The organism is Tenacibaculum sp. TB-56 (assembly GCF_059716275.2).
In genome coordinates this window covers 1,271,734-1,294,909 of record NZ_CM201367.1, presented here as the reverse complement: position 1 = coordinate 1,294,909, position 23,176 = coordinate 1,271,734, and the positions used below count along the sequence as shown (strand labels likewise).

At 33.0% G+C, this 23,176-nt stretch carries 18 protein-coding genes and 2 tRNA genes; 9 read left to right on the top strand and 11 right to left on the bottom strand.

What is annotated here, in order from left to right:
* Positions 1-71 precede the first annotated feature (71 nt).
* Positions 72-1,220 carry a cystathionine gamma-synthase gene (locus AC3VI6_RS06240; RefSeq protein WP_497705544.1) on the bottom strand — a complete coding sequence of 383 codons (1,149 nt, stop codon included), beginning with the start codon at positions 1,218-1,220 and terminating at the stop codon, positions 72-74.
* 39 nt (positions 1,221-1,259) lie between these two features.
* On the bottom strand, positions 1,260-1,715 hold the full coding sequence (locus AC3VI6_RS06235; RefSeq protein ID WP_298997248.1) for a DinB family protein: 456 nt from the start codon (positions 1,713-1,715) through the stop codon (positions 1,260-1,262).
* A 108-nt stretch (positions 1,716-1,823) separates the two neighbouring features.
* Here AC3VI6_RS06235 and AC3VI6_RS06230 point away from each other — a divergent pair, with 108 nt between their 5' ends.
* Positions 1,824-2,171, top strand: coding sequence for an arsenate reductase family protein (locus AC3VI6_RS06230; protein ID WP_497705543.1), 348 nt, complete (start codon positions 1,824-1,826; stop codon positions 2,169-2,171).
* 95 nt (positions 2,172-2,266) lie between these two features.
* On the opposite strand, the gene AC3VI6_RS06225 is transcribed toward AC3VI6_RS06230, so the two are convergent.
* The 3 genes from AC3VI6_RS06225 to AC3VI6_RS06215 all read right to left on the bottom strand — a co-directional run bounded on the left by AC3VI6_RS06225 (position 2,267) and on the right by AC3VI6_RS06215 (position 3,077).
* Entirely contained in the window at positions 2,267-2,752 is a 486-nt protein-coding gene (locus tag AC3VI6_RS06225) for a DUF4252 domain-containing protein (RefSeq protein WP_497705542.1), read from the bottom strand.
* Positions 2,753-2,840: 88 nt separating this feature from the next.
* Positions 2,841-2,911, bottom strand: a tRNA-Gln gene (locus tag AC3VI6_RS06220).
* Positions 2,912-3,006: 95 nt separating this feature from the next.
* Positions 3,007-3,077, bottom strand: a tRNA-Gln gene (locus tag AC3VI6_RS06215).
* 217 nt (positions 3,078-3,294) lie between these two features.
* Between AC3VI6_RS06215 and AC3VI6_RS06210 the strand changes: the two genes are divergently transcribed.
* Entirely contained in the window at positions 3,295-6,402 is a 3,108-nt protein-coding gene (locus tag AC3VI6_RS06210) for a glycosyltransferase family 117 protein (protein ID WP_497705541.1), read from the top strand.
* A gap of 3 nt (positions 6,403-6,405) precedes the next feature.
* On the top strand, positions 6,406-7,050 hold the full coding sequence (locus AC3VI6_RS06205; protein WP_497705540.1) for a polysaccharide deacetylase family protein: 645 nt from the start codon (positions 6,406-6,408) through the stop codon (positions 7,048-7,050).
* An 83-nt stretch (positions 7,051-7,133) separates the two neighbouring features.
* On the opposite strand, the gene AC3VI6_RS06200 is transcribed toward AC3VI6_RS06205, so the two are convergent.
* Positions 7,134-7,427, bottom strand: coding sequence for a thioredoxin family protein (locus AC3VI6_RS06200; RefSeq protein WP_435255641.1), 294 nt, complete (start codon positions 7,425-7,427; stop codon positions 7,134-7,136).
* 88 nt (positions 7,428-7,515) lie between these two features.
* A complete protein-coding gene (locus tag AC3VI6_RS06195) occupies positions 7,516-8,742 on the bottom strand; it encodes a metallophosphoesterase (RefSeq protein ID WP_497705539.1) in 1,227 nt (408 codons plus the stop codon).
* 172 nt (positions 8,743-8,914) lie between these two features.
* On the opposite strand from AC3VI6_RS06195, the gene polA reads away from it, so the two are divergent.
* Positions 8,915-11,746, top strand: coding sequence for a DNA polymerase I (gene polA, locus AC3VI6_RS06190; protein ID WP_497705538.1), 2,832 nt, complete (start codon positions 8,915-8,917; stop codon positions 11,744-11,746).
* 92 nt (positions 11,747-11,838) lie between these two features.
* Here polA and AC3VI6_RS06185 read toward each other — a convergent pair whose 3' ends face one another.
* On the bottom strand, positions 11,839-13,434 hold the full coding sequence (locus AC3VI6_RS06185; protein ID WP_497705537.1) for an Ig-like domain-containing domain: 1,596 nt from the start codon (positions 13,432-13,434) through the stop codon (positions 11,839-11,841).
* A gap of 54 nt (positions 13,435-13,488) precedes the next feature.
* Positions 13,489-14,028, bottom strand: coding sequence for a ComF family protein (locus tag AC3VI6_RS06180; protein WP_497705536.1), 540 nt, complete (start codon positions 14,026-14,028; stop codon positions 13,489-13,491).
* A gap of 56 nt (positions 14,029-14,084) precedes the next feature.
* On the opposite strand from AC3VI6_RS06180, the gene AC3VI6_RS06175 reads away from it, so the two are divergent.
* From AC3VI6_RS06175 to AC3VI6_RS06155, 5 genes are all read left to right on the top strand, one after another.
* Positions 14,085-14,795: a class I SAM-dependent methyltransferase gene (locus AC3VI6_RS06175; RefSeq protein WP_435254011.1), complete on the top strand. Its 711-nt coding sequence runs from the start codon at positions 14,085-14,087 to the stop codon at positions 14,793-14,795.
* Between the two features lie 45 nt (positions 14,796-14,840).
* On the top strand, positions 14,841-15,743 hold the full coding sequence (locus AC3VI6_RS06170) for a DUF8428 domain-containing protein (protein ID WP_274634830.1): 903 nt from the start codon (positions 14,841-14,843) through the stop codon (positions 15,741-15,743).
* Between the two features lie 52 nt (positions 15,744-15,795).
* Entirely contained in the window at positions 15,796-16,674 is an 879-nt protein-coding gene (locus AC3VI6_RS06165; protein ID WP_497705535.1) for a DUF8428 domain-containing protein, read from the top strand.
* A 107-nt stretch (positions 16,675-16,781) separates the two neighbouring features.
* Positions 16,782-18,329 (top strand): glycine--tRNA ligase, encoded by a 1,548-nt coding sequence (locus AC3VI6_RS06160; RefSeq protein WP_497705534.1) that lies wholly within the window; start codon positions 16,782-16,784, stop codon positions 18,327-18,329.
* An 89-nt stretch (positions 18,330-18,418) separates the two neighbouring features.
* The gene (locus tag AC3VI6_RS06155; RefSeq protein ID WP_497705533.1) at positions 18,419-18,646 is read left to right on the top strand and encodes a hypothetical protein; all 228 of its coding nucleotides are present in this window, start codon (positions 18,419-18,421) and stop codon (positions 18,644-18,646) included.
* Positions 18,647-18,678: 32 nt separating this feature from the next.
* Here AC3VI6_RS06155 and AC3VI6_RS06150 read toward each other — a convergent pair whose 3' ends face one another.
* Positions 18,679-20,331, bottom strand: a complete 1,653-nt coding sequence (locus AC3VI6_RS06150) for an SGNH/GDSL hydrolase family protein (protein WP_497705532.1) — start codon at positions 20,329-20,331, stop codon at positions 18,679-18,681.
* A gap of 11 nt (positions 20,332-20,342) precedes the next feature.
* Positions 20,343-23,063 (bottom strand): TonB-dependent receptor, encoded by a 2,721-nt coding sequence (locus AC3VI6_RS06145; RefSeq protein ID WP_497705531.1) that lies wholly within the window; start codon positions 23,061-23,063, stop codon positions 20,343-20,345.
* Positions 23,064-23,176: the final 113 nt, after the last annotated feature.

Below are 23,176 nucleotides of genomic sequence, written 5' to 3'. Positions count from 1 at the left end.
GCTTACACTTCGGATTTTTTTATTAGTATGTTTTTACCATTTACCTTTAAGCCTAAAAGTAAAACACTCTTTTATCTATTCAATGCTTGCTCTAAATCAGCTAATAAATCATCAATATCCTCTACTCCAACACTTAAACGAATTAAAGAATCGGTAATTCCAATTTTTAAACGTTCCGCTTCTGGAATTGAAGCATGGGTCATTGTTACTGGATGGCTCACCAAACTTTCTACGCCTCCCAGCGATTCTGCTAATGTAAAAATTTTAGTGTTTTCTAAAAAAGTTAAGGCTGCCTGTTTACTCTCATCTTTTAGTCGAAAAGAAACCATTCCTCCAAAGTCATCCATTTGCTTTTTAGCTATTTCATAACTTGGATGACTCTCTAAACCTGGGTAAAACACCTCTCCTACTTTAGGGTGACTTACTAAATATTCAGCAACAGCTTTCCCGTTTTCGCAATGACGCTGCATACGCAAATGCAAAGTTTTTACTCCACGAAGTGCTAAAAAAGAATCCATCGGTCCTGCAATAGCACCTGCAGCAAAATGTATGAAATGTAATTCTTCAGCTAATTGAACATCTTTAACCATTAAAGCTCCCATCACCAAATCGGAATGTCCTCCTAAATACTTAGTTGCCGAATGCATTACAATATCAACTCCTAAATCTAACGGACGCTGTAAATAAGGAGTCGCAAATGTATTATCAACCGCCACTAAAATATCAGCTCTTTTGTTTTTTACAGCTTTTGTAATTTCTTTTATATCCGCAATTTTCATTAACGGATTTGTTGGAGTTTCAATCCAAATTAATTTTGTGTTTTCAGAAATCGCATTAGTTACGCTCGATACCTCATCCATATCAACAAATTGAAATTTCAATCCGTTTTTTTGAAACAATCTAGTGAACAGGCGATAGCTTCCTCCATAAATATCATCACCAGCAATCACCTCATCACCTGGCTTTAAAGTACGTAATACACAATCGATTGCCGCTAAACCTGAAGAAAAAGCAAATCCGTGAGTTCCATTTTCAAGAGCTGCAAAAGCTTTTTCTAAAGCCGTACGAGTTGGATTGGCTGCACGTGAATACGCATATCCTTTATTCACTCCCGGACTTGATTGCGCATAGGTAGATGTTTGAAATATAGGTGGCATTACCGCTCCTGTAGCTTCTTCGTGCTCTTGTCCTCCGTGTATGGTTTTGGTATTGAACTTCATCTATCGATATTTATTATTTTCTTCAGAGTTAAGCAGCTATTACACCAACTTCGTCAAAGTCATGATAATACCTAAATGCATTCCTTCATGTAAGTTATTAAACGCAATAGCACTTTCAATAGAATCGATTACAAAACCTGTACTAGTTTCATATTCTTCGTATTCTGTAAAAATTCCTGCTTCAAAATCTTCTTGTAAAGTATCTGGCAAACCAAGTAATAATTCTTTTACTTCTTCAAATTCTTCTTCTGTAAATTCTTTCGTTGGAAAAGTTCCTTTTCTATATTCTTCAATTAATTCATCTGGTGCTAAACAATTCAATCCAGATAACTTATAGTGCAATAACTGTTGTGTTACTACTAAATGAGCTACATTCCATGCAATATTGTTATTAAAACCTTCAGGAATTGTATGTAATTGCTCTGTTGTTAAGCCTTCTATTCTTTTTAAAACTAATTCTCTTGATCTTTTTAAAACTTCAAATTGTTTGTTCATTTTTCTACTTATTTTAGCTATTTCAAAGATACCTATTTAACCATGAAAACTTGTGTTGAGTATTTATTATTTAATGGTTAAAATCTAACGTCTTAAAAACATAACACGATGAAGAAAGTTTATTTTTTACAAACTTGTGATACTTGCCGTAGAATCTTAAAAGAAGTAAATCTTGATGGGTTTGAAAAACAAGAAATAAAAACCCAACCAATTACAGTTGCTCAGTTAGAAGAAATGCGTGCTATGACTGATAGCTATGAGAGTTTATTTAACAAAAGAGCAAAACTTTACAAAGAAATGGATTTGAAAAATCAAAATATTACTGAAGCTGATTATCGCCAGTATATTTTAGATGAATATACCTTTTTAAAGCGCCCAGTTTTTATTGTTGAGGACCAAATTTTTATTGGAAACAGTAAAAAAGTAGTAGAAAGCTTAAAGGCTATGCTTGATTAAATAAAAACTCCGACAAAAATTGTCGGAGTTTTCTATATAATAAGGTTAGTTCTCTAGGCTTCTCTTCGACTACACTTAAGGAACTAAGAAGTATTTTAATTTGAAGCTATGCTTTTATTTTTGGGAGACGCTTCAACCATAGCTGATAATTCATCCATTGTAAGGTTGGTTTTAATTCCTAATAAAACTAACTCATCCATATTGTCATGAACATTAACAATAATTTCTTTAATACGATCTTTGCTTTCTCTAAAATACACCGTAACTCTTTCTTTACCGTCTTTTACTCTAACTAGAGTTTTTAATTTATTTTTTCTAGCAAACTTTTGAAAATCTTTTTGAACAGAGGACATGTTATTGTTAAAAACCATGATTTTATAGTTTTTAGATTTCTTTAAAAACACTCCAAACTCATCAGTATCTTCATCAGAAATGAACATATTAGCAAAGAAACTAGAGATATTTAACGATACCTCAGCTCTATCTTTATTAGATTGATAGAATTCTTTAAAGTTTTGTTCTTGTGCAAAAGCAGTAGTTAATACAAAAAGGCTAAAAAAGGTGATTACAATTCGTCTCATAATAGTAGTTATTTTAAAATGAAGACGATAATCTTTGAAGTTTGTTACAAATAAAAAAGCCTTAACTTATACAGTTAAGACTTTTTAGTTGGCCCACAAGGACTCGAACCTTGAATATCGGTACCAAAAACCGGTGTGTTACCATTACACCATGGGCCAATGTTTACAGTGCAAATATAAAAACAAAGTTTTATATTTAGAAATCATTAAACACTTTTTATAAAAAAATCCTCACGAAATTCGTAAGGATTTTGTTGGCCTACAAGGACTCGAACCTTGAATATCGGTACCAAAAACCGGTGTGTTACCATTACACCATAGGCCAATTGCTTATTGCGGATGCAAATATAAAACAAAATTATATTTCAGCAAATTTTTTACACTTTTTTTCGGTTACTTCTTTTTTAACCTCTAAAATTTCATTTAACAGAACTTTATATGAGTGACTATTTTAGGGAAACTGTTAAAATTATATTTTTGTTTTCAACGAAAAAAACCATTAGTAATTAATACATTCGTACTTTATATCTAGATAAAAAACTATGACTGAGTTTAACTATAAAAAGTGGAACATCATTTTAGGATGGGTTTCGTTTGCAGTAGCGTTAATCACTTATACCTTAACTCTTGAGCCCACAGTGAGTTCATGGGATTGTGGAGAATACATCGCAACTGCTGTAAATTTAGAGGTTGGACACCCTCCTGGTGCTCCTTTATTTCAAATGTTAGGTGCTTTTTTCGCTATGTTTACTAGTGATCCTAGTCAGTTGGCTAAAATGGTCAACTTTATGTCTGGGTTAGCAAGTGCTTTTACTATCCTTTTCATGTTTTGGACAATTACCAATTTAGCTAAAAGAATGGCTATAAAAAATGGAAGGTTAGGTAATAATGAAGCTATTGCTGTATTAGGAAGCGGATTAGTAGGTGCTTTAGCGTATACTTTTTCAGATAGCTTTTGGTTTAGTGCTGTAGAAGGAGAGGTATATGCCATGTCTTCTTTCTTAATGGCGCTACTATTTTGGTTAGGGTTACGATGGGAAAGTGAATTAAATACTCCTAGAGGAAATAAATGGTTGGTATTAATTAGCTTTGTAGTTGGACTATCTTTTGGAGTTCATATACTATCCTTATTAGTAATTCCATCAATCGTTTTGGTATATTTCTTCAAAACATATAAGGATATCAACATCAAAACAACTGCAATTGCTACACTAGTTGCAGTATTAGTTTTAGCGTTTGTGTTTAAGTTTTTATTCCCTTTTACTTTAAAGTTCTTTAGTGCTGCTGAATTATTCTTTATCAACCAAGTAGGACTACCTTATAACTCAGGAACTATTATAGCAGGAATTGTTTTAATAGCTTTATTCTTTTACGGATTAAAATACACGCGTAAAAAGAATATGGTTACTGCAAACACTTTAGTACTTTCAGTATTATTCATAATGATTGGTTTCTCGTCTTGGTTAATGTTACCAATTCGTGCCAATGCTGATACCATTATTAATGAAAACAACCCATCAAGTGCGCGTGAACTACTAGCATACTACAATCGTGAACAATATGGTGATGCAAATGTTTTTTATGATAATTACTATTCTGTAGCTTATGATAGAGAACAAGATGCCGAAAATCCATATAAAGACGACAAACCTAAATATGAAAAAATAGATGGTAAGTATGTTATTGTAAACAGGTATAAAAACGTACTTCCTAATTATTCAAGCAAACACAAAGGGTTTATTCCTCGTATGGTAAATCCTGCTTCTGAGCAACAATACAAAAGCATTGCTGGAATTCCTGCTCGAAGTAAAAGACGTCCAACGTTTTTAGAAAACATAAAATTCATGGTTGATTTTCAATTTGGATATATGTACGGGCGTTATTTTATGTGGAACTTTGTAGGTCGTCAAAACGATATTCAAGGACATTTAGACATTGAAAACGGAAACTGGTTAAGCGGTATTAATTTTATTGATGAAGCTCGCTTAGGCTCTCAACAAAATTTACCAGATGATGTTAAAAACAACAAAGGACGGAACACCTATTTCTTTTTGCCTTTACTTTTAGGAATTTTCGGACTGTTATATCAACTTAACAGAGATAAAAAGAATTTTTATGTACTAACCTTGTTCTTCTTATTTACAGGGCTAGCTATTATATTTTACACCAACCCTAAACCATTTGAACCACGTGAACGTGATTATGCCGTAGTTGGTTCGTTTTATGTCTTTGCCATCTGGATTGGTTTCGGGGTACTTGCTTTATATGATTATTTTAAAAAGTACGCCAACAAACGTGTGGTTGCCATTGCCACTTCTGCAGTTTCATTAGTTGCTGTTCCTGCATTAATGGGCTTCCAAAACTGGGATGACCATGATAGATCAGATCGCTATTTAGCCCGATTAAATGCGCAAACCTATTTAGAAAGCTGTGATCCGAATGCGATTATTTTTACCATAGGTGATAATGATACATTCCCGCTATGGTATATGCAACAAGTTGAAGGAGTACGTAGAGATATTAAAGTTGTAAACACTAGCCTTTTTCAAACAGATTGGTATATCGATCAAATGAAAAAGAAAACATATACGGCAGATCCTATTCCGTCACAATTAACGCACGACCAGTACAAATACGGAACCTTAGATATGGCGTACCATTATCCTATTCCGCAGTTAAAAGATTCTGTTCTTTCTATCAGCGACTTTATGCGTTGGATTGCTAGTGACAATGATGCAACCTATTTAGATGCTGGAGATGGAGCAAGAGAAAAATTCTATCCAACCAATAAAATCCGTATTCCTGTTAACAAAGAAAATGCGTTAAAATCTGGTTTGGTAGCAGCAAAAGATGCTGATAAAATGGTAGATTATATTGATATTACTGTTGATGACAGAGGTTTATCAAAAGCGCGAATTTTAATGTTAGATATCTTAAATAATTTTGATTGGAAACGCCCTCTTTATTTTACAGGTGGTGCTAATGCAGATGAAGAGTACATCTGGTTAAAAGATTATTTACAGCTAGATGGAATGTCGTACAAACTGGTTCCTATTAAAACTTCTAATGAAGGACAATCTATTTTTGAAATGGGACGTATCGACCCAGAAAAAATGTATGCTAACGTTAAAAAATGGGATTGGAAAACTATTAATAACGGTGAAATTTATTTGGATGAACAAAGCAAGCGTAACGCTATTTCCTTACGTAATAACTTAATCCGTTTATCGGAAGAGTTTATGCAAAAAGGTGATTCTGTAAACGCAAAAGACGTGTTAGATTTATCGTTACATAAAATGCCTATTAGAGATTTTGATCACTATAACTTCTCTTTAGGATATCCAGAATTGTACTACCGTATTGGTGATATTGATAAAGCACGTGAAACTGCTGAAACATTGATTGACATCTTCCAGCAAAAACTACAATACTATATTACTTTTGATCCTCAAGACCTTTATTTGGTAGAAGATAACATACAAACTAACCTGTACATGTACCAAAACATTATTCAGCAAATTGTACGTTATGACAAAGATGAAGAGTACGGAAAAAAAGCATTCCAAGACTATATGGTTCACGAAAGATTCTTTAGAGCACCAACTGAAGAAGAATTGGAACTAGAACAACTAGATTCTATAAAACCTTAATTAATGAGGTTGTATTTTATAAAAACACCACGTATACTTAAACGTTTATTCACAAAGTATACGTGGTCTTTTTTTTCTGATCAAAAAGAAATCTTTCTAACTTTTGATGACGGTCCTATTCCAGAAGTAACGGAATTTGTACTTGATCAACTCCAACAATTTAATGCGAAAGCTACTTTTTTTTGCATAGGTGATAACATACGTAAACATCCTGCTGTTTTCAATAGAATTATTACAGAAGGACATTCGGTAGGAAACCACACTTTTAATCATTTAAACGGCTGGAAAAACAGTAATACCACTTATATTGAAAATATAAATAAGTGTGAAAGTTTGTTAACTCATCAAACAGTAAAACTGTTTCGTCCTCCTTACGGAAAAATAAAAAGAACTCAAGCAAAAAAATTGATTGCGAAAGGTTACAAAATTATTATGTGGGATGTACTTTCTGCTGATTTTGACAAAACTATTTCAAAAGAAAAATGCTTACAAAATGTACTTAAAAATACACAAAACGGAAGCATTGTCGTTTTTCACGACAGTATAAAAGCTAGTGAAAAGCTATATTATGCACTACCAAAAGTACTTCAAGAATTTTCGGAAACAGGTTACGAATTTAAGGCTATAAAATCAAGTGCCTCAGAGTAAGTATAAGAGGAATTTAAGTGAATAAGCCTCACTATTTTCGAGACAAACCTCGGAAAATTAAATCTTTGGCTATCGCCCTGCGATTAAACGTATTGTTGCACCAAACCAATTAAGGTATTGGCATCTTGCTCACCTGTTTGACGCCACTTCATTTCCCCATTTTTGTAAATGATAAATGTAGGATTTCCTTTTACACGCAAAGCTTCAGCAAGAATTTCATTCTTTTTAATATCTATTTTGATAACTTTCGCTTTATCTCCCAAAGCAGCAGCAACATCACGAAGTGTGTCTAAACTAGGCTCTAACTCACTCCAATCTGCATAAAAATCAATTAACACAGGCTTGTTAATACTTATAATTTCACCAAACTTTGTCATCTTTTGCATAAGTTTAATCAGTAAAGAGCCTAAAATTACTAATTTTTTGTTAGGTAAATATTATTTAATTCTTAAAAAATACTGAAAATCAGGCTTTTTTTAACTCTATAACGGTAATTTCAGGCCAAATCCCTACTCTTCCAGGAAAAGCGTGATATCCAAATCCTCTGTTTACGTTAATATATCTGCCAAATTCTTCGTACAATCCTGCCCATTGCTTATACACATATTTAGAGGGACTCCATTTGAACCAACCTGGAATTTCAATTCCAAATTGTAATCCGTGTGTATGTCCGCTAAGCGTTAATTGATAATTGTGTTCATCTGTCTTTACCATATGTTCCCAATGGCTGGGATCATGAGAAAGTAAAATCTTAAAATCTTCTTGCTTTACTCCTTCAGAGGCTTTTGCTAAATCTCCCTTTTTACTAAAACGACCTTTCCCCCAGTTTTCTACACCTATCAATGCTATTTTTTGTCCGTCTTTTTCAATATAACGGTTTTCATTTAACAATAAATCAAACCCAATCTTTGGGTGAATATCTTTGATTGCTTCAAAATTAGCTTTTTTGTCTCTTGGACTTGTCCAGTCTGAATAATCACCATAATCATGGTTTCCTAAAACAGAAAACATCCCTTTAGGAGCCTTTAATTGAGAAAAAACAGACACCCAATCATCCATTTCATGAGCAAAATTATTTACCATATCACCTGTAAATAAAATCATATCTGATTGTTGCTCATTGATTAAATCTACTCCGTATTGAATTTTCTCATGATTGTCAAAACTTCCAGAGTGAATATCGGTAATGTGAGATATGGTAAAGCCATCAAAAGCTTCGGGTAAATCTTTAAAACTTAATTGATATTTTAATACTTTATAATTGTATTTTCCTTTAACCATACCATACAGCATGCTTGCAAAAGGAAGTGCAGCCAACCCTAAGGCTATTTTTGATACAAAAGCTCTTCTTCCTGCTAAATCTTTGGTTTCTTCTTTAGAGAAAAATGAAAATCCTTTTTGAGCCAACCTCACAACGTCTTCACCAAACATTAACAACAATACTACTAATTTTGGCACCAAAACAAGTAAAAACATCCCTACTGCCCATTGAAACTTAATTGTTTGTCCAGAGCCTCTATCTGACGTAAGAATTACATAGAAAAAATTCGCATACACCAGCAAACTTACCAAGAACCAACTGTACTGTACAATTTTACTTTTAGTTAGTGTTTTTATTGCCTGAAACGCATACGTTTCAAGCAGAATAACAATTGCTGATATTATAATAAGAGTTACTACCCAACGAGACATTTACTTCATTTTTAAGGATAAACAAAGATACAGCGATTCTTAAAATAGGTTTTTAACATCTTGTTAAAGTTTTGTAGCTTTACCTTCAAAATTCTCACGAATAAACAATATTGCCTTTTTACCGTAAGCGAATAGGTATCAATAATTTAATTCAACAGACTCAATATACAACATGGCAGATCAAAAACGACTTTTTTTACTCGATGCATATGCGCTAATCTTTAGAGGGTATTACGCTTTTATTAAAAATCCGAGAATCAACTCTAAAGGTTTAGACACTTCTGCTATTATGGGGTTTACAAACTCTTTACTAGATGTAATTAAACGAGAAAAACCCGATTATTTAGCTGTATGTTTCGATAAAGGAGGTAGTACTGATCGTGTTGAAGCTTTTGAACATTACAAAGCTAACCGACAAGAAACACCAGAAGCTATTCGTTTAGCGGTTCCGTATATCGAAAAAATATTAGAAGCAATGAATATTCCTGCTATTGTAAAAGAAGGATATGAAGCTGATGATATTATTGGAACTCTTGCCAAAAAAGCCGAAAAAGTAGGTCTGCAAACCTATATGGTAACTCCTGATAAGGATTTTGCTCAATTAGTGTCTGATAACATTTTTATGTACCGTCCGCCACGTATGGGGAATGGTTATGAAAAATGGGGTATTGAAGAAGTAAAAGCTAAGTTTGAAGTTGAAGATCCATTACAAGTAATTGACTTTTTAGGTATGATGGGGGATTCTGTTGATAATATCCCTGGACTACCTGGTGTAGGTGAAAAAACAGCTAAAAAATTCATTGCTGCTTATGGTTCTATGGAAGGATTGCTTGCCAACACCCATGAATTAAAGGGTAAAATGAAAGAAAAGATTGAAGCCAATGCGGAACTTGGTATACTTTCAAAGCAACTAGCTACTATTATGTTAGATGTTCCTGTAGAATTAGAGCTAGATAAACTAATTTTTGAACAACCAAACATTGAAGCTACCAAAGAAATTTTTACCGATTTAGAGTTCCGTCGTTTAACAGAAAACTTCCTAAAAACATTTGCTTCTCCAGAAGATATTCAAGAAAATTCTTCTTCTGTTGAAAAACCAAAAGCCACCAAAACTAGCACTTCAGGTCAATTCGATTTGTTTGCCGCTCCAGGTAGCGGAAATACTTCAGAAGAAAATACTATCAACGGATTTAGAACCATTGAAAACACCAATCATTTTTACCAATTAGCCAATACACCTCTTTCAAGAAAACTCTTATTAGAAAAGTTATTGCAACAAAACTCTGTGTGTTTTGATACCGAAACAACGGGTTTAAAAGCACTAGAGGTTGAATTAATTGGAATTGCTTTTTCATGGGAAGCTAACAAAGGATACTATGTTGCTTTTCCAGAAGACCAAGAAGAAACCACAACTATTTTAGAAGAGTTTCGTCCATTTTTTGAAGCGGAAACTATTGAAAAAATAGGTCACAATTTAAAATACGATATCAAAGTATTATCAAATTATAACATACCTGTAAAAGGTAAACTATTTGACACCATGATTGCGCATTACCTTATCAATCCAGATATGCGCCATAACATGGATGTACTTTCTGAAACCTATTTAAACTACCAACCTGTTTCAATAACTGAATTGATTGGTAAAAAAGGTAAAAATCAACTTTCTATGCGCGAAGTTGAATTGCCAAAACAAACTGAATATGCTGTAGAAGATGCTGATGTAACGTATCAATTAAAAGAGCATTTTTCTAAGGAATTAGAAAGCGGAAATGTAACCAAACTGTTTAATGAAGTTGAAATCCCGTTAGTTTCTGTATTATCAGCCATGGAAATTGAAGGTATTAACTTAGATACCGACTTTTTAAAGTCCTTATCAGTTGAGTTAACCAAAGATATTCAGCAATTAGAACAAAACATTTACCAACAAGCTGGAGAAGAGTTTAACATTGCTTCTCCAAAGCAATTAGGTCCTATCCTATTTGACAAATTAAAGTTGGTTGACAAACCTAAAAAAACAAAAACAGGGCAATATTCTACTGCGGAAGATGTACTTTCTTATTTAGCCAAAGACCATCAGATAGTGTCTGATATTTTAGAATATCGTCAGTATAAAAAATTACAAAGCACCTATGTTGATGCACTTCCTAATGAAATCAATCCAAAAACAGGAAGAGTACATACGGTGTATGCGCAAGCAGTAGCTGCTACTGGACGTTTAAGTTCAAACAACCCGAACTTACAAAACATTCCTATTCGTACAAAACGCGGACAAGAAGTACGTAAGGCTTTCATTCCAAGAAATGAAGATTATGTGTTATTAGCGGCAGATTACAGTCAAATTGAATTACGAATTATCGCTGCTTTAAGTGAAGAAGAAACCATGATTAAAGCTTTTCAGCATGGAGAAGATATTCATGCTTCTACTGCTGCTAAAGTATTTAATGTTCCTATTGAAGAAGTAACGCGTGAGCAACGTAGCAATGCTAAAACGGTTAACTTCGGAATTATTTATGGAGTTTCTGCCTTCGGATTAAGCAATCAAACCGATTTAACTCGTTCAGAAGCCAAAGAATTAATCGACACCTATTATGCTACCTATCCTAAACTAAGACGTTACATTGCTGAACAAGTAGATTTTGCTCGTGAACACGGATACGTAGAAACTGTTTTAAAGCGTCGTCGTTATTTGAAAGACATCAATTCTCGTAATGCAATTGTTCGTGGTGCAGCTGAGAGAAACGCAGTAAACGCACCTATTCAGGGTTCTGCTGCTGATATCATTAAACTTGCCATGATTAACATTTATAAGCGATTTGAGCAAGAAAATTTCAAGTCGAAAATGTTACTACAAGTCCATGATGAATTGGTTTTTGATGCCCATAAAGATGAGTTAGACATCATTAAACCTATCATTAAACAAGAAATGGAAAATGCATTTAAAATGAGCGTTCCGTTAGATGTTGAAATAGATACAGGAGCAAATTGGTTAGAGGCACATTAATATGTGCTTCTAAGCTTTTTTAAACGTGTCTTTTTGAAGAATTAAATCTCTAGAGTGAGATTTCTCAGTCGTAGACTCCTTCGAAATGACATTTACTTAATTACAAACGTTTCGTTTTGTACCCAGTTAGCTCTTAATTTAAACTCTGTTTCTAAGTAAATGATTTGCTCTGGTTGTTTACGCTCTAAGAAATTACCCGTATCCCACACACGGTTATTATTTTCATCAATAATAGCTCTTACACTGTATTCTTTAGGCTCTAACAAGGCAAACTCTATTTTTTTAGATTCTGAAAGATACACTGTTTCTTTCACCTCATCTTTCACCAATAATTGAATAATTACTGGATGTGGTGTTTCTTTTTTAACATCCAACACTATACTTCCGTAATCATCTACTGCACGAGTAGTAAACTTGTAATTTAACGTGTCGTTGGTGGTTTCGTAAACATCCGTAATTCCTTGTGGCAATCCTTTAAAAATGTAGCCAAACTTAGGTTTCTTCTCAAATAAAACAGCTAATTTGTTAATCGATTGCTTTTTTAACTCAAAAGCTACCTCAACAGTATCTTTATCTATTAAAGAAAACTTGGATTTATCAATAGAAACAATAGGGTTATTCGTTTGAATAAACATTGTATCTTTTAAATGTAAAACACCCCCCACGTTTGATGACACTGATAAAGAATCAATCTGTTTTTTTCTTAAAAATACGGTAACCGTATCTTTAAAATTTAGGTTGTTTACAATAAAGTTTAACGAGTCTCTTACAATCGGAGTATACCAATAGTTTAATGTGTCCTTGTCTTTTTCTAACTGTGTAAATGATTTGAAATCTTGCGGAACTTCCGACAGTATTTCAATATTTATATCATCTTGCTTCCCTTCAAATCCAAACTGAATTTTTCCTTTAGTTACTTCTTTCCCTCTTTTAAATTCATACGGTTGAATTTCTTTAAAAAAACGAATCGGGTTACTTATAATACTATCTGCTGGCAATGTAATCGTATCTGCTACAAAACCTATTTTGTCATTTCTACTACTAAAAATATAGTCGTTTGCTTGCTCTTTTAAAGCTAACATTAAATATTTTCCTTCTCGTAAATTACTAAACTCAAAGTTTGTAGAATCTAACGTACTCGTTACGTAGTTAGGTTTTTGTTTGTATATAATTGAGTCGTTATAAACGCTATCTAACTTATACAATAACACACTTACTTCTTTTACTTCCTTTTTATCAAAAGCATCAGCGACAGAGCCCTTTATTGTTAACGAATCGATATAATTCCCTGTAGAAAACACGTACTTGAAACTCTCTAATTTATTGTTTTCATTGTTGTCTTGAACCGCATTTCCGAAGTTAAATGTATAGGTTGTATTCGGTTGTAGTGTATCTAATATTTTTATATTGATATACTTACTTGGAGCTCCTTGAGGTGTAATTAGTGGTGGGTTTTTCATTGGAGGTGAAACCACTAATTGTTTTTGTAAATCTTTTAAAACAATATACTCATCGAAATAAATACGAATATTATCTTCTTTAAAATGAATAGTTTCGTATGGTGGATTTGCAGTAACCATAATGGGTGCTGTTTCATCTTTTGGGCCTCCTTCTGGTCTTCCTTTACGTGCACAACTAACGATGATAAAAGCAAAAAGTGTTATTAAAATAAGATGTTTATTTTTCACAAATTGATGGTTTTAAATCCAATTTCAAAAGTAGTAAATTAAGATGGAAAGTTACTACCCTTTTTGCGTGTACGCCATAGTAGCAACACTAATGGTTATATTTTTAGTTTTTAACAATTCGTTTGCACAAGCTTCTATCGTTGCTCCAGTTGTAATCACATCATCAATTAGTAAAACATGTTTGTTTTCAAAAATTGTGGTGTTTGCTAATTTGAATTTGGTGTTACTATCAGAAAATCGTTCAAATCGCTGCTTTAATGTTTGCGTTTTAGTTGTTGAAGACCTAATAAGCACGTTTGGTTTATATTCAACATCGAGTATCTTACTTAATGTTTCTCCAAATAATGTTACTTGATTATAACCTCTCTTCCTCTGCTTTTTGGGATGCAATGGAACAGGAACAATATAATCTATGTCCTCAAAAACATTCATATCTACTAAATTACTTCCAAACCACTCACCAATAAAAACTCCTATTTCTGGTTGATTTTTATATTTTAATTGATGAATGAGTTTTTGAGTAATTCCATCTTTTTGATAATACAAAAACGAACGTACTTTTTCTACAGGAATTCTACCATAAAAAGTTGACATTAATGTAACATTTATATGCTCATTATCGTCTATAATTGGAAGATCATTTTTGCAAAATGTACACAGAAATTTTTCATTTTGAAGTAATGTTGTTTCACAATTTATACATAAATTGGGGTAGAATACATAAAATATATCTTTTAAAAATTGCATCTTTACAAGCCTTTTTTAACAGAAAGATACAAAAAGTAACAGAAAACGATATTTTGAGCACTAAATTTAACTTTTTTAAAGAAGCAGTAAAAAACTATAAAACATCAGGAACAATTATTCCTAGTTCAAGGTATTTGGCTAATAAAATGCTAAATGAAATTGATTTTACTACGGCGGAAGTAGTTGTAGAACTAGGCCCTGGTAATGGAGCAATTACACATCATATTCTCAATAAAATCAAACCGAATTCTGTACTGATTTGTTTTGAAATTAATGATGTTTTTTACCAAGAGTTACAAAAAATAAAACATCCACAGTTAATTGTTCTAAAAGCATCTGCTGAAAAAATTAAACCGGAACTTGAAAAGTTAGGCTACACTAAAGCAGATTATATTATTTCTAGCTTACCTTTAACTATTATTCCTAAAGAAATTTCACATGCTATTTTAGTAAAAAACTATAATTTTCTTGCTACTAACGGAGCTTTCATTCAGTACCAATACAGCTTAACTTATTACAAGAAATTAAAAGATGTTTTTGGTAATAATATTGACTTAAGTTTTGAGCCTTTAAACTTTCCGCCTGCATTTATTTACAAATGTGTTAAAAAATAAATAGTATATTAGCCCAAAACACAATAATGCATCATACCCCCTAAAATGATGATCCCTTCAATAATAAAAAACAATGGCTTTACAGCCTTCTTGATTCTATTAGTGTTTATTATAGGTGTTCTTTCCTATCAAAATGCTAAAGACTATTCCGAATTAAAAGCTGTTTTCGAATTAGACAAAGATGAGTTAGAACAAGAACTCACCACTATCATTAAAGACTATAGGCAAGCTAGTTTTAAGAAAAATGAATATTCTTTAAAATTAAAAGACGAGCTAGAAAAGGTTGTTCAACTAAGAGATTCTGTTAAAAACTTAAAAGAAGCTGATTATCGATTTATACGATACTACAGAAAAAGAACAAAAATCCTTATCGAAGAAAACCATAAACTTTTTGAAAAAATAAATTACCTAAGCAGTATAAACGATGAGTTACTTTCAAAAAACGATAGTGTTAAACAGGCACTACTCTTTAAAGAACATCAAAACACAAAATTATCTAGTATAAACAACCAGCTAAGTAAAGAACGTCAAGTTTTAAAAGAAAAAGTTGCCATTGCAGAAGTTATTGAAATATCAACAATTAAAGCAGAAGCGCTTAAAAAAAAGAGAAACGGAAAATATACTTCTACAACGAGATCAGAAAAGGTAAATGCTTTTAAAATAGAGTTCGATTTATTAGAAAATAAAGTAGCTGCACCAGGTCCTAAAGAAGTACACATTCAAATTACTGATAACAACAACAATGTTGTGGCGCCTATAAAAGATGATTGTACTCATAATAAAAAAAAGATACCATGTAGTGATGTTTTAATCGCCGATTATAACAACAGACAATTGTCTATGGTTTCAGTCGTAAATATTAATAATAAAATAACTGCAGGTGTTTATCACATTAGTACCTTTGTAAATGGTATTAACGTCGGCAAAAATTCATTAGATTTAAAATAAACCTCCTTAATAGATAGAAAAGACATAATATAAATTCAATTCCCCTAAAATCATGAATCATCAAAAAAAGAAGAATGTACTAATTATCGTACTCCTACTTCTAACAGTTTTCCTAATTTTTTATGCTCAGCAAAAATCAAACGAAAACAAAACACTCAACAACATTTTCTTAGAAGAAAAAGCCGATTTACAGCAAGATCTTGACGAAATGATTAAAGATTACACCGATGTTGTTGTTGGCAAAAAACGTTTAGCTGATAGATTAGAGATAGAGCTAACAAAAATGAAGAGTTTAAGAGACTCTATTAAAGATTTAAAGTCTGATAATTTCAATTTAATCAGAAAATATCGAAGAAGAATTGCTACTCTAGAGCGCGAAAACAAAAAGTTATTCATTCTAATAGATTCTTTAAACAGCGCTAACGAAGCCTTAACGCAAGAAAATGTTATTGCTAACGAAATTTTACAACAAAAAGACAGTGTAAACGAAAATTTAGTAGAAAAAAACAAAGAGTTAGAAGCTAAAGTAGCTATTGGAGGTATTATTAAAACAAGTCCTGTTAAAGCAATTGCAATGAAAGAGCGTAGTAGCGGAAAACTTACTACAACCTCTAGATCTAACAGAACTGATGCATTTCGAATAAATTTTGATTTATTAGAAAACCCTATCACTTCTTCTGGTGAAAAAAGAGTATACATTCAAATTACTGATGAAAACAAAAATGTAATTGCCCCTAAAGGAAAGTTTAGTTTAAAAACTGGCGCTCAAGTTCAATATACCGATTCGCTTGAAGTAAATTACGACAACAACCGCTTAAGCTTAGTTTCTTTAGTATTGGTTAATCGTGACGACATTAAAAGAGGCACGTACGTTATAAGTGCATTTATTGACGGGGTGTATTCTGGAAACACCAAAATTAAGCTTAAATAAAACAATAGTTACCCACAATATTTCAGCCAAAGTGAAGAGTTTACTAAATTCTTCACTTTTTTCTTTTTCAATACCCTAAGTTCAAATCCTTATTCTATTTTTGCAATATGGCAAAACAAGAAGATCAATTTAAAAAAGTTTTATCGCACGCTAAAGAATACGGTTATGTATTCCAATCATCTGAAATTTATGACGGATTAAGTGCGGTGTATGATTATGCTCAAAACGGAGTAGAATTAAAGAAAAATATTCGCGATTATTGGTGGAAAGCAATGGTGCAAATGCACGAAAACATTGTAGGTATTGATGCGTCAATATTAATGCACCCAACTACTTGGAAAGCTTCTGGGCACGTTGATGCTTTTAACGATCCATTAATCGACAATAAAGATTCTAAAAAACGATATAGAGCTGATGTTTTAGTAGAAGATTACTGTGCTAAAATTGAAGCCAAAATTGATAAAGAAGTAGCTAAGGCTGCAAAACGTTTTGGCGATGCTTTTAATAAAGAAGAGTTTATTTCAACGAACGGAAGAGTACTAGGGTATCAAGAAAAAATTAATACTATTTTAAGCAGGTTAGCGAAATCCTTAGAAAATGAAGATTTAGCGGATGTTAAAGCCTTAATTGAAGAGTTAGAAATTGCGGATCCGTTAACTGGTTCTAAAAACTGGACAGAAGTAAAGCAATTCAACTTAATGTTTGGTACTCAATTAGGTGCTTCTGCCGATAGTGCTATGCAAGTATACTTACGTCCTGAAACTGCGCAAGGAATTTTTGTAAACTTCTTAAACGTGCAAAAAACAGGTCGTATGAAAATTCCTTTCGGAATTGCACAAACAGGTAAAGCTTTCCGTAACGAAATCGTTGCACGTCAGTTTATCTTTAGAATGCGTGAATTTGAGCAAATGGAAATGCAATTTTTTGTAAAACCAGGAACTCAAAAAGAATGGTATGAAAAATGGAAAGAAACCCGTTTAAAATGGCACTTATCATTAGGAATGGGAGCTGATAATTATCGTTTTCATGACCATGAGAAATTAGCGCATTATGCGGATGCTGCTGCTGACATCGAGTTTAAATTCCCATTCGGATTTAAAGAATTAGAAGGAATTCACTCACGTACCGACTTCGATTTAAAGGCACACGAAGAATTCTCTGGGAAAAAATTACAATATTTCGATCCAGAAGAGAACAAAAACTATGTGCCATACGTAGTAGAAACTTCTATCGGTTTAGACAGAATGTTCTTAGCTGTTTTCGCTAACTCTTTACAAGAAGAAGAATTAGAAAACGGTACCACTAGAACAGTATTAAAATTACCTGCTGTTTTAGCTCCAACAAAAGCAGCTATTTTACCATTAGTAAAAAAAGATGGGTTGCCAGAAATAGCTCGTAAAATTGTAGATGATTTAAAATGGGATTTCAATGTTTCTTACGATGATAAAGATGCTGTAGGTAGAAGATATCGTCGTCAAGATGCTGCAGGAACTCCTTTTTGTATTACTGTAGATCATGATACTTTAGAAGACAATACCGTTACCATTCGTCATAGAGATACCATGGAGCAAAAACGTGTTAAAATAGAAGAATTAAGCAACATTATTAATCAAGAGGTAAATGTACGTTCTTGGTTACAAAAAATGGAAGCATAGTCTTTTAAAACCATAAAACAAGCAAAAATCCTAAGCCTAACCGTTTAGGATTTTTATTTTTGCATTAGAAAACTATTTCAAAAGAACAGATGAAGACATTACTTAAAATATTATTTATAATCTTTTTACTTTGGATGATTGTAGGAGCTTATCTTTTAAACACTGACCATCTCAAAGGTCAAGTTGTAATGGGTTTAGGCGTTTTATACATGTCTTTTGTATTAATGCCTATATTTATATACCATAGATACAAAGATGGTAAGTATAAAAAATATGTTATGAACTCCGATAAAGACAAAAAAAAAGCTGAAGATTAATCTTCAGCTTTTTTTACTTTATATTTTGCTCACTATTGTAAAGTAGGTGAGTAATTTGTTGGATAATCATCTGGTTTAGCTAAACCGTCCTTACCTACAGTAAAGTTAGATCCGTAGGTAGCATCAATAGCAGCTAACATTTTATTAGCCATTAAAGCATATCCTCTACCAGTTAAGTGAATTCCATCTAAACCAACTAAACCACCAGTTACTAGACTAGTATTCATATTGTAATTTCCAAATTCTAAACCAACTGTAGAAGCTTCTTGTAAAATAGCTTTAAAGTCAACAAAAGCATATCCGTTTGCATCTGCCATTGTTTTAAGGCTTGTGTTATAAGCATCCGTTGCTACTTTTATTTCTGCCTGTTCACCAGGAATCAAAACCCACTTATCTTCCAAAGGCAAAGACACACCCTCTACAGAAAACATTCCTGCCAATTGTTGTGGTAAACCTTGAGACATTAAAAATGCAACTGAATCAGCATTCACCTCTCCTATCACATTCATACTTGGTAGCACTAACAAATCATCAGCAGTCGCTTGTCTTGCTTGACCATAATAAGTACCTAATAAACCTGCTACTTTTTGCAATGTAGTTGCATCAGTAGGTAATCCAAAACTCGCTACAAAAGGAGGGAAAGTAGGACTTGCCAATAGAGCACCAACGATTTGAGCAGTTTTATTTTCTAACGATTCATCTTTAATCACAACAGCACTTGCAGCATCTGTAGCAAACACAATTGATCTTTCTGGAACACCAATAGCTTCAAAAACTCCATTTATCGCTCCAAAAACATTATTTAATGTTGGTATTTGCGCCCCAAAATCAGGGTTACTAGGATCTAATGGTGCGTGTGGTACTGTTGTAAAGTGAGGTAAACTTGTAATATATGGTAAGTTTGCCACTACACCTTTTGCTCCTGTTTCTTTTAAGGCCGATTCAACCGTACTCAAAGCAAAATCAAAAGTTGCTGTAGGTGTAATTGGACTAGAATTGTCTCCTCCAGAGATAGCATAACCTAAAACATCGTTTCCTCCAAACTCAGACAAAGTAAAAAATGTTGGGTTTTGACCAACTGCCAATTCAATAATAGAAGCATTTGTATTTCCAGCTACTCTTATAGCATAAGGATTTGCAGCTGCAGGGAAATTAGCTAAATTACCATATCCTGGTGCAATAAAATGCGTACTTTTTGCTCCTGGCACCCCTACATTATTAAATGGTCCTGTTGGATTATTCAATGCAAAATCTGTAGTAGACATCGCCATTGGATTAACGTTACTTAAAGAGGTTGGACCTTCACCATTGAAAGTTAATCTTACATCAAATAACCTTTCTCCTGTTACTGGATGTAATACAGGGTTTCCTGCTAAAATTAACCCTCCATAGTTATCATTCATTAACGGTTGAGTAAATGTTCCTCCACCAACTAAAGCAAATCTCTTTGCCAAGGTATTTGGAAAAGAATTTTCTTGCCCTGCTTTAAACAAAGCGTTATCTGTAAAACCTGCTGTAAAAGATGCTCCAATAGCAACATATTTTGAAAAGTCTGCACTACCTGCTTCTAATGCTACAGTACTCTCTGCTTCTCCTTTAATTTCAGGTAATGTATTATCTACATCACAGGCAACAAAACCTAAAAATAACGCAGATAAAAATGTATATTTTATTGTATTTTTCATTGTTTCTTTTTTTAGTTGTTGATAGTCCATGAAATGTAGTATTGAGAACCAACAGCTCCCACTCCTGGGGCACTTAAGTATTCTTTTCCTGTTAAATTAGAACCTCCTACTTTAAACACAGACTTTATTGATGGGATAGAGTAGTTAACTTGAGCATCAAGAACTGTTCTTTCTTCTATTGTGCCTTCTAAGAAAGTAGATTGCCAATAAAACTCATCTTGCCAACGTGCACTAATGTTAAAACCAAAATTTTCAAATAAATTTGGGTGTCCAAATTGCATTTTTACTTTATGCTCAGGTGTATTAAAACCTGCTTCGAAATCTGGGTCAGCTGCTTGATCAAAATCAAATTTAGACCATGTATAATTTAATCCTATATCAAATCCATTAAAAATTTTAGTGTTTAATCCTAAACCTACTCCGTATGAATTTACATCTACTGTTGAGTTTGTCTTTACACTAAAAGTTCTTATCAAATCTCTATTTTGTAAATTACTAAGAGTAGGTTGTGTCGTAGGGTCAACTAAAACAACCACGTCTTTATTTGAAATAAAGTCAGAATACATATTATAATAAGTACTAAAATCTACTGATAACTTGTTTTCTCCTAAAGGAAGCGCTGCTCGATAACCTATTTCAAATGACTTTACTTTTTCTGGATTTACCAAAGCTGTTTTAACTAGAGAAGGATCTGGAACACTTGGATCGTTTGGTGCATCTGCTTTTTCAGTAATTGAAGCCGCTGAATACCCTCTATTGAGTACATCTTGACCTGTTAAGGTAAAAGTCCCTGTTGTAGTTTGTGCAGTAGCAGAAAAACGATCAATATTATCTGGAGCTGTTCCTATAATGTATCCTGCTCCTGTAGCTAAACCAATGTATTGATCTTGTGTTGTAGGATTACGGAATCCTGTTTGAAAAGATGCTCTAAAGTTATGATTTTTGTTTTCTCCTGCTGCATAAGCTAATGAAACTCTTGGTGTGAAGTTACCATCAAAGTTATCTGACTTATCATAACGTGCAGAAGCTGTAAACTTTAAACGATCATCCATCATTTTCTTTTGGATTTGTGTATATACACCATATTCTCCATATTTAATTGGCCCGTCATTATCAGTATAAATAGTTCCGTAAGAGTTTAATCTATATTGTCTATAAGAACCTCCAACTTGTACTTCTGCCCAATCAATATAATCACGTAAATTTAAGTTTGCATCTGCATGATAATAACTTGTATTATCTCTAAACTTAGATCCTGTTAATAAGTCTGGGTCAGAAGTCACCTCATTAAATAATCTTGTAAATTCAGCAGAACCAGGTTCTGGTCTGTTTCTATCAGCAAACTCTCTAGCTATATCATGTGATCCATGCATTAAATATGCTCCCGCATATTCTTGAAACCAAGCTGTATTATCTTTCCATTTGCCATTTATATTGATTGCAGCAAAACGAGTATCGTAAGAATCTCCTGCGTCTTCACCTGCGTAATATCCTCTAACAAAGAAGTTTTTACCTCTAACTTCTAATTTGTGTTGCTCCATAAAGAAATTAGCAAGATTGTAACGGTTTTGTCCTTGGTAAATAGTATTACCTGTACCATATTTAGAGTTCCATATTATTTCTACTCGATCATTTCCTAATGGACGATAGTGAATAGCTCCATTGAACTTTACACTTTTTGCTTCGTTAGACATTAAATCTACCTCTCTATATCCTGTTCTACTAACTTTTCCAATAGCTCCTCCTAAATCAACAGAAACTTCATCTCCATAAGTATTTGCGCCATCATAATTAGGATCATCATTATGACTCATACCTGGAATATATGTACCACCGATACCTGTTGTGTTTCTATAATCAGTAGCATGCCATTCTTCTCCTTTCAAATAAGAGAAACTAGCTTTAACTGCAAAATAATCATCAAAAGCATGTGCCATTTTGATAGTAGCATCATAATAACCATTGTCTCCTGCTGCTTCTTGACTTGTTAAACCTGCTTTTAAACCTACACTAATTCCTTGTTCATTAAATGGGTTTTCACTACGCATTAACATAATACCGTTAAATGCGTTAGCCCCATATAGAGCAGAAGCGGCTCCTGGTAAAATTTCAACACTTTTTACATCTACTTCAGAAATTCCTAATAAGTTTCCAATTGCAAAGTTTAATGCCGGAGATGCATTATCCATTCCATCAACCAACTGAACAAAACGCTCATTCCCAAAAGTAGCAAAACCACGAGTGTTAACTGTTTTAAAAGTTAAACCTCCTGAGTTAATATCTACTCCTTTTAAATTTTCTAATCCATCGTAATACGATGCAGAAGCGGTATTTTTAATCGCTCTTGAATCAAAACGTTCAATAGTTACAGGCGATTCCATAACACGTTCTGGAGTTCTAGAAGCTGAGATAACAACTTCATCTAACGAAGTAGCATTTTCGGTTAAGCTAACCTCAACAACTTGGTTGTTTTTAGTTATCTCAACTGTTTTTGTTTGATACCCTAAAGAAGAGATTTCAATTGTAAACGGTGGGGTATCTGTTACCGTCATTGTAAACTTTCCGTCAAAATCAGTAGATGTACCTACTGCTTTTCTTGAAACCTTAATGTTTGCTCCCGGAATAGGCTCTCCTAATGAGACGTCTTTTACCGTACCTGTAATGGTAGTTTGAGCAACCATTATTGCTGTGCCAAATAGCACAAATGCAACAAGTAATAGTTTTTTCATCATAATGTAAAATAATTTGTTAACTGCTTTGCAAAATACAATTTTTTTTCATTTACGAAATATACACTGTTCTTTTTTACTATTTTATTAAATAATTAGATAATTTTTTTACTAAA